This is a genomic window from Polaribacter sp. HA6-7, assembly GCF_055693625.1.
Window position 1 is genome coordinate 467,544 of sequence record NZ_CM146338.1, and the last position, 13,744, is coordinate 481,287.

Genomic DNA, 13,744 nt, shown 5'->3' on the forward strand with positions numbered 1-13,744 from the left:
GAAGTAGATAATTACTGCTTTAGCATTTTTTTATTGAGGTTGCAATCAGTTCAAATTTTTCCTCTTAATTCGACTGCAAAAGTACACTATAAAATTAAAAGCCACACTTTTTTATCATAATTATTTATGATAGCATCATCAATAAATCAATTTTAAGAGTTTTAAAACGCTGTTTTTAAGGAATAATTAAAACTTAGTATAATAAAATGTGAAATTTGTAGCCGTAAAAAAATAGTTACGATTTTATTAGGATATTAAATTTTTCTGAACATATATTTGTACTCACAAAGTTCAATAACTTATTGAAATGTTATCAAGAAAGGTGAAGGGATTAGACCCGATGAAGCCTTAGCAACCCTTTAGAAATAAAGAAGGTGCTACATTCTACCTAAATATTTTGTATTTGGATAGATAACAAAAAAGAATTTTCCTGTTCGGAAACTTCTATTTTCTTAATAACATTTTTCTAGTAAGTACATCAATAATAAATTGATGCATTCAACTTTTGTTTTAATCATTTATTAACTCAAAAAAATAGAAAAATGAGTACTCAAAAATTAGCAACAAACGCATTACATGCAGGGCATGACGTAACACAAAACGGAGGAACAAGAGCAGTTCCTATTTATCAAACATCTTCGTATGTTTTTGACAATTCAGAACACGCAGCAAATTTATTTTCGCTTAAAGAATTAGGTTTTATTTATACGCGTTTAAATAACCCTACAAACCAAATTTTACAAGATCGATTAGCCGCAGTTGAAGGCGGTATTGGAGCTGTAGTTTTTGCTTCGGTACGGCAGCAATTTCTACAGGTTTGTTAACGCTTTTAAAAGCAGGAGATCATATTGTAGCTTCGAGCAGTTTATACGGCGGAACGTATAATCTACTAAACGTTACGTTACCAAGATTTGGTATTACTACAACTTTTGTAGATGCTTCTAATCCTGATAATTTTGCAGAAGCTGTACAAGAAAATACAAGAGCATTTTTTGTAGAATCTTTAGGAAATCCGAAGTTAGATGTTTTAGATTTAGAAGCAATTGCTGTACATTCTAAAGCTGCAGAAGTTCCTTTTATTGTAGATAATACGGTAGCAACACCTGCATTATTAAATCCGATTAAACATGGTGCAAATATTGTAATACATTCACTTACAAAATATATTGGCGGACAAGGAACTTCTTTAGGAGGCGCAATTGTAGATGCAGGAACTTTTAATTGGGCAAATGGTAAATTTCGAATTTACAGAACCTTCTGCTGGGTATCATGGTTTAAAATATCACGAGGCTTTAGGTGCTGCATCCTATACTTTTAAATTGATTTTAGAAGGACTGCGTGATTTTGGTGGCGCATTAAGTCCTACAAACGCATTTAATATTATTCAAGGTTTAGAGACGTTGCCGGTTAGAATTCAGCAACACTCTAAAAACGCTTTAGAATTAGCTAAGTGGTTAGAAGCACAAGAAGAGGTTGCTTGGGTAAATTATCCTGGTTTAGAAAGTAGTAAATACAAAGATTTAGCTGATAAATATTTGCCAAAGGGGCAAAGTGGTATTGTAACTTTTGGGCCAAAAGGCGGTTTTGAAGCGGCAAAAACAATTGCAGATAAAACAAAGGTTTTCTCTTTGTTGGCAAATATTGGTGATACAAAATCGTTGATTATTCATCCGTCTAGTACAACACATCAACAATTAGATGAAACGGCACAGGAAAGTGCAGGTGTATCGCAAGATTTAATTCGTTTGTCTGTTGGTATTGAAGATATAGAAGATTTAAAAGCAGATTTAAAGGCAGCTTTTTCAGAAATATAAACCGATTTTACTTGAAAGAATTACTAAAACATATCAAAATAAAAAATTTTACCACAGAAGCTGGTGTAAAAATTCCTGAATTAAACTTGAGTTATCAAGTTTTTGGTAAAGAATTAGGGTCGGCTCCTGTGGTTTTAATCAATCATGCATTAACAGGTAATTCTAATGTTGCCGGAAAAGACGGTTGGTGGCAAGATATTGTAGGTTTAGATAAAGCAATAAACACAGAGGTTTATACCATTTTGTCTTTTAATATACCAGGCAATGGTTTTGATAGTTTTTTAATTGAAAATTATAAAGATTTTATAGCAAGAGATGTTGCCAATATTTTTTTAGAAGGATTGAATCTATTAAAAATTGATAGAATATTTGCTTTGATAGGAGGTTCTTTAGGTGGCGGAATTGCTTGGGAAATGTTGGTCTTAAATACAAAATTAACAAAACATTTTTTACCAATAGCAACAGATTGGAAATCTACAGATTGGTTAATAGCCAATTGCCAAATTCAAGAACAATTTTTGGTAAATTCTAGCAATCCTGTGCATGATGCACGAATGCATGCAATGTTATGTTATAGAACGCCAGAAAGTTTTAAAGAGCGTTTTCATCGATCAAAAAAAGCGAATTCAGATATTTTTGATGTAGAAAGTTGGTTGTTACATCATGGCAAAAAGTTGCAAGAACGTTACCAATTATCGTCTTATAAATTAATGAATCAATTATTAAAAACGATTGATGTTACCAACGGAGGTTTAAAACCTGAAGAAATCTTAGATAAGATAGAAGCCAACATTCATATTATTGGGGTAGATTCTGATTTGTTTTTTACTGCGGAAGAAAACAGAGAAACACATAAAAAGTTAGCATTAACAAAAGACAATGTTACTTATAACGAAATAAATTCGGTGCATGGTCATGATGCTTTTTTAATAGAATATGATCAATTAGAAAAAATTATTGCACCTATTTTTAATAAAGATTACAGAGAAAAGAAGATGAAAGTTTTAAAGTTTGGAGGGAAATCTTTAGCCAACGGAAAAGGCTTAGAAAATGCGATACGTATTATTGCAAAAAAATATAAAGATAATAAAAAAATTACGGTTGTAGTTTCTGCAAGAGGCAATGCAACTAACAATTTAGAAGATATTTTAAATACTGCTGCAGCTAAACAAGAGTACAAATCTAAATTCGAAGAGTTTAAAAAATATCAGCAAACGCCAACAAATAAAGTTGATTTTACAACGGAATTTACAAAACTAGAAACCTTGTTTGAAGGGGTTTCTTTATTAGGCGATTACAGTAGTAAAATTAAAGATGAAGTTTTAGCGCAAGGAGAATTATTGTCTGTAAAATTAGTAGCAAGTTTACTAGAACAAATTAGTGTGCCGGCAAATGCAATAGACGCTAGATCTTTAATAATTACAGACGAAAATTTTGGAAACGCACAACCAATAACAGCAGTTTCAAAAGAGAATGTAACAGCATTTTTTAAGAAAAATAACAACGTAATAAATATTGTAAGTGGTTTTGTAGCTGCAAATAAAAAAGGAGAAACAACTACATTGGGTAGAAATGGTAGCAATTATACTGCAGCATTATTAGCCAATTATTTAGATGCAGAAGAGTTGCAGAATTACACGCACGTGAGCGGAATTTTTACGGCAAACCCAGATTTGGTTGCAGATGCTAAAAAGATAGAGCAGTTGTCTTTTTCTGAAGCAAATGAATTGGCAAACTTTGGGGCAACAATTTTGCACGCTAAAACGATTATACCACTTATAGAAAAAAACATCAATCTTAGAATTTTAAATACTTTTCAAGAAGAAGATAAAGGCACGCTTATCACTTCGGCATCTTCATCAAAAGGAATTAAATCGATTTCTACAATTAATGATGTTGCTTTGTTAAATTTTGAAGGTAGAGGTTTGCTAGGTAAAGTTGGTGTAGATGCAAGAATTTTTAAAGCTTTAAGCGATAGAAATATAAGTGTTAGTATTATTTCGCAAGGTTCATCAGAAAGAGGAATCGGATTAATTATAGCAGAAAATGAATCTGAAGAAGCAATAAATGCCCTTGAAAAAGAGTTCGAAAACGACTTTTATTCACAAGATGTAAATCAGATTTCTGTTGTTAAAGATGTTGCAGTAATTTCTATAATTGGTCAAGATTTAAGTGAGTTTCATCATCCTTATAATGCTTTAATTAAAAATCAAATTGTGCCTTTGTTGTTCAACAATACAGTTACAGGTAAAAATGTTAGTTTGGTTGTTAAGAAATCAGAATTACATAAGGCAGTTAATGTAATTCATGGGCAAGTTTTTGGTATTGTTAAGAAAATTAATATTGCTGTTTTTGGTAAAGGTTTAGTTGGTGGTACATTAATAGACCAAATTATAGAAAATACACAGTCTGTTTTAGAAAGAAGAAAATTACAATTGAATGTTTTTGCTGTAGCAAACTCTAAAAAAGTACTGTTAAAAAAAGATGGAGTTTCTAAAAATTGGAAAGAGAATCTTTTAGAAAGTGGTGAAGAAAATGTAAACGTTAATGATATTATTGCCTTTGCAAAAGCACATCATTTCGAAAATTTAATAGCCGTAGATAATACTGCTAGTGTAAATTTTGTAGCGAATTATTTACCTTTAATAGAAGCCGGTTTCGATTTAGTTTCTTGTAACAAAATTGCAAATACTTTATCTTTTGATTTTTACAAAGAAATAAGAGCTAAATTAAAAGAATATAAAAAACAATATTTATACGAAACCAATGTTGGTGCAGGTTTACCTTTGATAGATACAATTAGATTATTACATGAATCCGGAGAAAATATAACTAGAATTAGAGGTGTTTTTTACGGGAGTTTAAGCTATTTATTTAATAATTTTTCTGATAAAAATGTTTCTTTTTCTGAAGTTTTAAAAGAAGCAATTGATAAAGGATTTACAGAGCGAGATGCTAGAGAAGATTTAGGCGGTAATGATGTTGCTAGAAAATTATTGATACTTGCAAGAGAATTAGAATTAGAAAATGAATTTGATGAAGTTGTTATCAAAAATTTAATTCCAGAGAATTTAAGAGAAGGTTCAGCAGAAAGCTTTTTAGAAAATTTAGAATTATTAAATACCGAATATCAGACTTTAAAAGAAAATCAAAAACCAAATCATGTTTTAAGATATATTGGCGAATTAAGCGGAGATTTATCAAAATCAAAAGGTAATTTAGAAGTAAAGTTAGTTTCTACAGAAAAATCTACTCCCTTAGGATCTCTAAAAGGTTCTGATGCTATTTTTGAAATTTATACAGAATCATATGGCGAGCAACCAATTGTAATACAAGGTGCCGGAGCCGGAGCAAGCGTTACTGCAAGAGGCGTTTTTGGTGATATTTTAAGATTGGCAAAACATAATAATTGACACTAAGTGTCACTCTGAACTTGTTTCAGAATCATAAAAAATAAAAATGAGTAAAAACAAACATTTTGAAACATCAGCAATAAGAAATCAGACAGAAAGAAGTCAGTTTTCAGAACATTCTACACCTTTATATTTAACATCGAGTTTTGTTTTTGATGATGCAGAAGAAATGAGAGCTTCTTTTTCCGAAGAAAAACAACGCAATCTGTATAGTAGGTTTACAAACCCAAACACAACAGAATTTGTAGATAAAGTGGTTACTATGGAAGGCGCAGAATCAGGTTATGCATTTGCGACTGGTATGTCTGCAATATTTTCAAGTTTTGCGGCATTATTAAACGCAGGCGATCATATTGTGTCTTGTAGATCGGTTTTTGGGTCTACGCATAGCATGTTCACAAAATATTTGCCAAAATGGAATATCGAAACTTCTTACTTTAAGGTAGATGAAGTAGATTTAGTTGAAAGTTTAATTAAAGAAAACACTAAAATTCTTTATATAGAAACACCAACAAATCCGGCAGTAGATATTTTAGATTTAGCACTAATAGGTAAAATTGCAAAAAAGCATAATTTAATTTTTATTGTTGATAATTGTTTTGCAACGCCTTACGTGCAACAACCAATAAAATTTGGTGCAGATTTGGTTATTCATTCTGCTACAAAATTAATGGATGGGCAAGGTAGAGTTTTAGGAGGTGTAACTGTTGGTAGTAAAGATTTAATTAGAGAAATCTATTTATTTGCTAGAAATACAGGGCCAGCAATGTCGCCTTTTAACGCTTGGGTTTTGTCTAAAAGTTTAGAAACTTTAGCACTTAGAGTAGAAAAACATGCAGAAAATGCTTTAAAAGTTGCTCAGTTTTTAGAAGAAAATGAACAAGTAACTTTGGTGAAATATCCTTTTTTAAAATCGCATCCACAATACGAAATTGCAAAAAAGCAAATGAAATTAGGCGGTAATATTGTTGCTTTTGAAATTAAAGGCGGTATTGAAGCCGGAAGAAATTTTTTAAATAAAATTAAAATGTGTTCTTTATCTGCTAATTTGGGCGATACTAGAACCATTGTTACGCATCCTTCTTCTACGACACATGGTCGTTTGTCTGAACAAGATCGTTTAGAAGTTGGCATTACAGATGGTTTGGTTAGAGTTTCTGTAGGTTTAGAAAATGTTAAAGATATTATTGATGATTTAAAACAAGCATTGCAATAAAATTAATATTTAATTATTCTTTTTACTACCTTTAAGGTTTATTAAATCAAAAGATTTTATGCGATTATTACAAAATATTTTTTCTTTTATCTTTCTAACATTAATCTTAAGTTGTGGTTCTAGTGAAACCACAGAAGATATTTTTATAGAAAAATTAACTGTAAATTCTTTGTCAGAATTTTCGGCTCAAGAAGAAACAAAATCAGTTAATATTTCTTCTAATATTGATTGGAGTGTGACCGCAAACCAAAATTGGATTTCTGTTACGCCAACTTCTAGCTCTAACAATGGTAAAATTGATGTTACTGTTTCAGAAAATACAACATTAAATGCCCGAACAGGAACGATACAAGTTTCGGTTTAAGTTTATCAGAAACAATAGAGGTAAAGCAAGCGGCTAGAGAAAATGTTACGAAAGCACCATCAGAAAACTTTGATTTATCAACTTGGAATTTAAGTATCCGAGAAAATAACGGAAACGGTACAGCAACTACAATTACTGTAAGCGAATTAAATAATAAATATCAAAATAATAAATATTTTTATACTTCGGATGATGGTGGAATGGTTTTTAAATGTCCTGTAGATGGTTTTAAAACTTCTGCAAACACAAGTTACACCAGAGTTGAGTTAAGAGAAATGTTACGCGGTACAAATACAAGTATTAGTACTAAAGGTGTAAATAAAAATAATTGGGTTTTTGGTACTGCCCCTTCTGCGGATTTAAATGCAGCAGCTGGTTTCGACGGAGAAATGAATGCAACACTTGCTATTAATAATGTTACTACTACAGGTAATAGTAGTCATGTTGGTAGGTTAGTAATTGGTCAAATTCATGCAAATGATGATGAGCCTGTAAGAATTTACTATAGAAAATTAAAAGACAATGCTTTAGGTTCTATTTATTTTGCACACGAACCAACAGACGGTAATGGTAGCGAGCAATGGTACGAGTTAATTGGTTCAAGAAGCAGTAGTGCTTCCAATCCAACAGACGGAATTGCACTGAATGAAAAGTTTACTTATTCGATAAAAGTTGTTGGAGATAATTTAACAATAACTATTAGTAGAGACGGTAAAGATGATGTGTCTAAAACTGTAGATATGGTTAATAGCGGTTATAATGTTGGTGGGCAGTACATGTATTTTAAAGCAGGTGTTTACCATTTAAATAACTCTGGCGATGCTACAGATTTTGCACAAGCTACTTTCTATAATTTAGATAAAAGCCACACAACTAAATAGTACATATTTATTAAAAATCTAGTAAATTAATGCTTTCAAAAAAGACAAAATACGGAATAAAAGCGCTTACTTATTTAGCAAAACAAGAAAATAAAAATCCTGTTGCAATTGCTACAATTTCTAAGAGCGAAAATATTTCCCTAAAATTTTTAGAAACTATTTTGTTAACACTTCGTAAAAACGGAATTTTAGGTTCTAAAAAAGGAAAAGGCGGTGGTTATTATTTACTTAAAAGTCCTTCGGATATTCCAATGACAACTGTTATGCGTATTTTAGAAGGGCCAATATCTATGGTGCCTTGCGTAAGTTTAAACTTTTACGAAAAATGTGATGATTGCCCGAGATGAAAATGCATGTTCTGTGCATCGTTTAATGATTAAGGTGAGAGATAATACGCTAGATATTTTTAGAAATACTTCATTAGCAGATCTCTGTAAGTGCTAAAATAATATTTCAATTTTATTGGTAAATAATTGTTGGTCTTAAGTCGTTTTAGGTTTAAGATTCGCAAAATTTATTTATTATTTTTATTAATCTACTAAATCTATAGGGTTTAAATGAAAATTGACAAGAATCCTTGTTAAACTAATAAAAATTACCGTAGGTTTGCATTGTCCTACTAAACTAGTAGGTAATTGAATTAATTAATAACTATGATTTTAAATCAAATCATTTTTAGTAAAAAAACACAAAGTAGAGGTTTTACAGAAGATAAAACGTCTGAAAAACCTTTACGAAGTGTAATAAAAGCTTTAAGCTGGAGACTTATAGGTACTTTAGATACTTTGGTTGTGTCTTATTTTTTAACTGGTAAAATAGGTTTGGCAACTTCTATTGCATCTGTAGACTTTGTAACGAAGTTAATATTATACTTTTTTCACGAAAGAATTTGGAACAAAATAAAATGGGGAAAATAATGAACCTAGATTTAGATAAAATAAATACTGAATTAAAAAACAAAAGCCCAAAAGAAATAATTGCTTGGGCAATTTCAATCGCTAAAAATGCAGTAATTACTACAAATTTTAGGCCTTACGAAGTTGTTATTTTAAATGCGGTAACAGAAGTAAAAAAAGACATTAAAGTAATTTGGTGCGATACAGGTTATAACACAGTACAAACATACAGACACGCAGAAGAATTGATTGAAAAATTGAATTTAAACATTCAATTATACACACCTAAGCAAACAGTTGCTCATAGAAATGTTGTGTTAGGTGTTCCGTCAATCGAAGATCCAAAACATGCAGAGTTTACAAAGCAAGTTAAGTTAGAGCCTTTTACAAGAGCTATGCAAGAACATCAACCAGATGTTTGGTTTACAAATTTAAGAAAAGGACAAACTGCATTTAGAGATAGTATAGATGTTGTATCTGTAAGTAAAGATGGTATTTTAAAAGTCAGTCCGTTTTACAATAGCACAGACAAAGAATTAGATGCTTATTTAATCGAAAAAAACTTACCAAACGAGTTCACATATTTCGATCCAACAAAAGTAGAAAGTAATAGAGAATGTGGTTTGCATATCTAAAAGAGATGATTATGAATCAAAGAACAATACAAGTAGATGCTTTAGAAAGTGAAGCAATATATATATTTAGAGAAGTAGTTGCGCAGTTCGAAAAACCAGTGTTACTTTTTTCGGCGGAAAAGACAGTATAACTTTAGTGCGTTTAGCGCAAAAAGCATTTTATCCTGCAAAAATTCCTTTTCCTTTAATGCACATAGATACAGGGCACAATTTCCCCGAAACTATAGAGTTTAGAGATCGTTTAGCTAAAGAGTTGGGCGTAGAATTAATTGTTAGAAATGTACAAGATAACATAGATTCTGGTCGTGTTAAAGAAGAATCCGGTAGATACGCAAGTAGAAACATGTTACAAACAGAAACTTTGTTAGACGCTATCGAAGAGTTTGGTTTTGACGCATGTATTGGTGGTGCAAGAAGAGATGAAGAAAAAGCAAGAGCTAAAGAAAGAATCTTTTCTGTAAGAGATGATTTTGGGCAATGGGATGAGAAAAATCAACGTCCAGAAGTTTTCGATATGCTAAACGGACGTATTGATTTAGGGCAAAATGTACGTGTGTTTCCGATATCAAACTGGACAGAGCTTGACGTTTGGTCGTACATAAAAGAAGAAAAAATTGAAATTCCGTCTATATATTTCGCTCATAAAAGAAAAATTTTTGTGAGAGATGGCATGATTTGGTCTGCGGATGATGAGGTAGTTTACAGAGATGAAGAAGAGGAAGTTATAGAGAAAATGGTTCGTTTTAGAACCGTAGGCGATATGAGTTGTACCGCTGCTGTTTTATCTGATGCCGTAGATATAGAAAAGGTGGTAGAAGAAATTCGAGATTCCTCGATATCAGAAAGAGGAGCAAGAATTGATGATAAACGTTCTGAGGCGGCAATGGAAAAAGAAAACAACAAGGATATTTCTAAAATTTTCTTCAGAAAATTTAAGTCTTTAGCTTTTGGCTTTAGTCATTAGCACAAAAATAAAAAGAATACAAAATAAGCTAAAAGCCAAAAGCGAATAGCAAAGAGCTGATAAAAAATGAAAGTACTAAAAATAGCAACAGCAGGAAGTGTAGATGATGGTAAAAGTACCTTAATTGGTAGAATTTTATACGATACAAAATCATTAACAGATGATAAGTTAGAAGCTATAGAAGAAAAAAGTAGACAAAGAGGTTTTGATTATTTAGATTTTTCTTTAGCTACAGATGGTTTGGTTGCAGAACGCGAACAAGGTATTACAATAGATGTTGCACATATTTATTTTTCTACACCAAGTAAAAGTTTCATTATTGCAGATACGCCAGGTCATATAGAATACACAAGAAATATGGTTACTGGTGCTTCTACAGCACAAGCTTCTATCGTTTTAATTGATGCTAGAAACGGAGTTGTAGAACAAACATATAGACATTTTTTTATCAATAATTTATTAAGGATTAAAGATGTTGTAATTGCTGTTAATAAAATGGATTTAGTTGATTTTTCTGAAGAAAAATACAACATAATAAAAGGTGAAATTGAGTATTTAGCAAGTAAAAGCGAGTACAAAGGTCAGAATTTAACGTTCATTCCTTTATCAGCATTAAAAGGAGATAATGTTGTTGATAAATCTGATAATATGCCTTGGTATAAAGGAGAAACTTTAATGCATCATTTAGAAAATTTAGATGCTTCTGCTATTAATGATGATTCTCAAACTCGTTTTCCGGTTCAAACTGTCATCAGACCTAAAACCGAAGAGTACCACGATTTTAGAGGATATGCAGGTAAAATTTATGGTGGAGATTTAGAAGTTGGAGATGAAATTACTGTTTTACCTTCTCAAACAAAATCAAAAATTAAATCAATTAATTTTTTTGATACAGAATATCAATTAGCAAAAGAGGAAGTTCTGTAACACTAACTTTAGAAGACAATGTTAATGTAAGTAGAGGAGATATGTTGGTGAAATCGAAAGAAGAACCAAAAATTTCAAAACATTTAGAAGCTACTGTTTGTTGGATGGATAAAGAATCTTTACAACCATCACAAAAATATTATATTAAACATGGTGTAAATGATGCTCAGGCAAAAATAACTCAATTATCAAGTATCATTAAAACCGATTTTTCTGGTATAGAAGAAAATCCTTCAGAATTAGAACTAAATCAAATAGGAGATATTCACTTAAAATTAAGCAAACCATTAACATTCGATTCTTTTAAAGATAACAAATCAAATGGTTCATTTATTTTGATTAACCCTAAAACCAACAACACAGTTGGTGTCGGATTCATAAAATAAAAGTTTTTAATTTATTTAAAAAATAAAGTAGTATTCGTGAATTTATAAACCTACTAATCCTATAGGTAAAAAAGAAATTATAAATAAAATTCTTACACCCAAGTAAGAGTTCCTCTCTTAAATAAGAGGTTAGTTTGGGCATATTATGAGAAGTTTTGAAACAGAAATAGAAAATCCGATTGTAGAAAAAGATATTATAGAATTAGCAGATAAGATTGCTGCATTCAAAAATCTACAAATAGATGAAGAAAAATTTAGAAGTCTTCGATTAGCTAGAGGTGTTTATGGCCAAAGACAGCAAGGTGTTCAAATGATTCGTATTAAGGTGCCTTATGGTAAACTTAAAACAAATCAATTAAATAGAATTGCAGCTGTTTCTGATGAATATTCAAGAGGTAGATTACATATTACTACCCGTCAAGATATACAAATTCACTATGTAGATTTAGACAGAACACCAGAATTGTGGGCAGAATTAGAAAGAGATGATGTAACTTTAAGAGAGGCCTGTGGTAATGTTGTTAGAAATGTAACTGCATCAGAAACTGCAGGAATAGATGTAAACGAGCCTTTTGATGTATCGCCTTATGCAGACGCTCTTTATAAATTCTTTTTACGAAATCCAATTTGTCAAGAAATGGGACGTAAATTTAAGGTTTCTTTTTCTTCTACGGATGAAGATACTGGTTTGTCTTATATGCACGATTTAGGGTTTATTGCTAAGATTCAAAACGGTATTAGAGGTTTTAAAGTAATGGTTGCTGGTGGTTTAGGTTCGCAACCTAGACACGCAGATGTTTTATATGAGTTTTTACCATCAGATAAAATTATACCTGTAATGGAAGGTGTTTTAAGAGTTTTTGATCGTTATGGCGAACGTAAAAGTAGAGCCAAAGCAAGAATGAAATTTTTATTAAAAGATATTGGTTTGGAGGCTTTTAGGGAATTAATAGCCAAAGAACAAGAAGCAATAGAGTTTAAAACTGTTGCTGTAAATGCTGATGCTTATGTTGCTTCAACTCCTGTTTCTGTTGATGTTCCTCAGGTTAAAATTAAAAACGAAGAAGCATTTGAGTTATGGAAAACGACAAACTTAATTCCGCAAAAACAAAAAGGATTTGTAGCAATAGGAATTAAAGTTTTATTAGGTGACTTTTATACAGATAAAGCACGTTTATTAGCAGATTTAGTAGATAATTATGCCGCTAGCGAAGTCCGATTAACTTTACGTCAGAATATTGTAATTCCGTTTGTAAAAGAAGAATTAGTGCCTTTTTTCTATCAAGAATTAGAAAAATTAGGTTTTGCAGAAGCAGGTTATAACAAAGCAGTAGATATTACGGCTTGTCCTGGTACAGATACTTGTAATTTAGGGATTGCAAGTAGTACAGGGATTTCTAAAGAATTAGAAAGAGTAATTACTGCAGAATATCCTCAGTATTTAGAAAACCAAGATTTAGTAATTAAAATTAGTGGATGTATGAATGCTTGTGGGCAGCATAATATGGCAAACATTGGTTTTCAAGGAATGACTGTAAGAACAAAAGATAAATTAATAGCACCAGCGTTACAAGTTCTTCTAGGAGGAGGTAATTTAGGTGACGGAAATGCTCTTTTTGCCGACAAAGTTGTAAAAGTACCAAGTAGAAGAGGTCCGGAAGCGTTGCGCAGAATTTTAAATGATTTTGAAGCAAATGCCAACGGAAAACAATTTGTAGATTATTACAAAGAAAAAGGAGAAAAGTATTTTTATAATTTTTTACATGATTTACAAGATGTTACCAATTTAACCCAAGAAGATTTTATCGATTGGGGTGAAGAAGAAAAATATGTAAAAGCAATTGGTATAGGTGAGTGTGCTGGTGTTGTTATCGATTTAATAGCTACTTTATTTTTAGAAAGTGAAGAGAAAATTGAAAATGCTAAAGAATCTTATAAAAACGAGATTTATTACGGGGCCATATATTATGCATATCAATCTTTAGTAAATACTGCTAAAGCAATGTTATTGGCAGAAAGTAAAAAGACCAACACCCACGCAGGAATTATAAAGCAGTTTGATGAGTTGTTTGTGGGGTCCGGTAAAATTGAGTTAAACACATCTTTTAGTGAGTTAATTTATCAAATTAATAAAAATGCACCATCTAAAGAGTTTTGTTTGCAATATATCAATGATTCTGAAATTTTATTGAAAAAAGTTAAAGAATTTAGAGTTTTATCTAATAATTTAGCTGAAAGTGTAAGTTAA

7 protein-coding genes, 4 pseudogenes and 1 riboswitch are annotated in these 13,744 nt (G+C 31.1%); all 11 genes and pseudogenes read left to right on the forward strand.

What is annotated here, in order from left to right:
- Window positions 1–307: 307 nt before the first annotated feature.
- Window positions 308–418, forward strand: a riboswitch (SAM riboswitch).
- A 124-nt stretch (window positions 419–542) separates the two neighbouring features.
- The 11 genes and pseudogenes from ACZ1HD_RS02640 (at window position 543) to ACZ1HD_RS02690 (ending at window position 13,744) form a co-directional block, all read left to right on the forward strand.
- A pseudogene (locus ACZ1HD_RS02640) lies at window positions 543–1,814 on the forward strand (O-acetylhomoserine aminocarboxypropyltransferase/cysteine synthase family protein).
- Window positions 1,815–1,825: 11 nt separating this feature from the next.
- Complete coding sequence (thrA, locus tag ACZ1HD_RS02645) at window positions 1,826–5,227, forward strand: bifunctional aspartate kinase/homoserine dehydrogenase I (RefSeq protein ID WP_472688579.1); 3,402 nt, start codon at window positions 1,826–1,828, stop codon at window positions 5,225–5,227.
- A gap of 46 nt (window positions 5,228–5,273) precedes the next feature.
- The gene (locus tag ACZ1HD_RS02650; RefSeq protein WP_340935171.1) at window positions 5,274–6,443 is read left to right on the forward strand and encodes an O-succinylhomoserine sulfhydrylase; all 1,170 of its coding nucleotides are present in this window, start codon (window positions 5,274–5,276) and stop codon (window positions 6,441–6,443) included.
- Between the two features lie 58 nt (window positions 6,444–6,501).
- Complete coding sequence (locus ACZ1HD_RS02655; RefSeq protein ID WP_472688580.1) at window positions 6,502–6,807, forward strand: BACON domain-containing protein; 306 nt, start codon at window positions 6,502–6,504, stop codon at window positions 6,805–6,807.
- 95 nt (window positions 6,808–6,902) lie between these two features.
- Window positions 6,903–7,688 carry a polysaccharide lyase family 7 protein gene (locus tag ACZ1HD_RS02660; protein WP_472689253.1) on the forward strand — a complete coding sequence of 262 codons (786 nt, stop codon included), beginning with the start codon at window positions 6,903–6,905 and terminating at the stop codon, window positions 7,686–7,688.
- 29 nt (window positions 7,689–7,717) lie between these two features.
- Window positions 7,718–8,132, forward strand: a pseudogene (locus ACZ1HD_RS02665) (RrF2 family transcriptional regulator).
- Between the two features lie 209 nt (window positions 8,133–8,341).
- Window positions 8,342–8,605 carry a DUF2061 domain-containing protein gene (locus ACZ1HD_RS02670; RefSeq protein WP_077811080.1) on the forward strand — a complete coding sequence of 88 codons (264 nt, stop codon included), beginning with the start codon at window positions 8,342–8,344 and terminating at the stop codon, window positions 8,603–8,605.
- Entirely contained in the window at window positions 8,593–9,219 is a 627-nt protein-coding gene (locus tag ACZ1HD_RS02675; RefSeq protein WP_472688581.1) for a phosphoadenosine phosphosulfate reductase domain-containing protein, read from the forward strand. The genes ACZ1HD_RS02670 and ACZ1HD_RS02675 overlap by 13 nt, the downstream gene beginning before the upstream one ends.
- A gap of 11 nt (window positions 9,220–9,230) precedes the next feature.
- A pseudogene (gene cysD, locus ACZ1HD_RS02680) lies at window positions 9,231–10,134 on the forward strand (sulfate adenylyltransferase subunit CysD).
- Window positions 10,135–10,249: 115 nt separating this feature from the next.
- Window positions 10,250–11,496: pseudogene (locus ACZ1HD_RS02685) on the forward strand (sulfate adenylyltransferase subunit 1).
- A gap of 145 nt (window positions 11,497–11,641) precedes the next feature.
- Entirely contained in the window at window positions 11,642–13,744 is a 2,103-nt protein-coding gene (locus ACZ1HD_RS02690; RefSeq protein WP_472688582.1) for a HEPN domain-containing protein, read from the forward strand.

Coding starts and splice junctions, on each gene's coding strand:
- ACZ1HD_RS02650 (WP_340935171.1), top strand. CDS start 5,274: ATGAGTAAAAACAAACATTTTGAAACATCAGCAATAAGAAATCAGACA.
- ACZ1HD_RS02655 (WP_472688580.1), top strand. CDS start 6,502: ATGCGATTATTACAAAATATTTTTTCTTTTATCTTTCTAACATTAATC.
- ACZ1HD_RS02670 (WP_077811080.1), top strand. CDS start 8,342: ATGATTTTAAATCAAATCATTTTTAGTAAAAAAACACAAAGTAGAGGT.
- ACZ1HD_RS02675 (WP_472688581.1), top strand. CDS start 8,593: ATGGGGAAAATAATGAACCTAGATTTAGATAAAATAAATACTGAATTA.
- ACZ1HD_RS02690 (WP_472688582.1), top strand. CDS start 11,642: ATGAGAAGTTTTGAAACAGAAATAGAAAATCCGATTGTAGAAAAAGAT.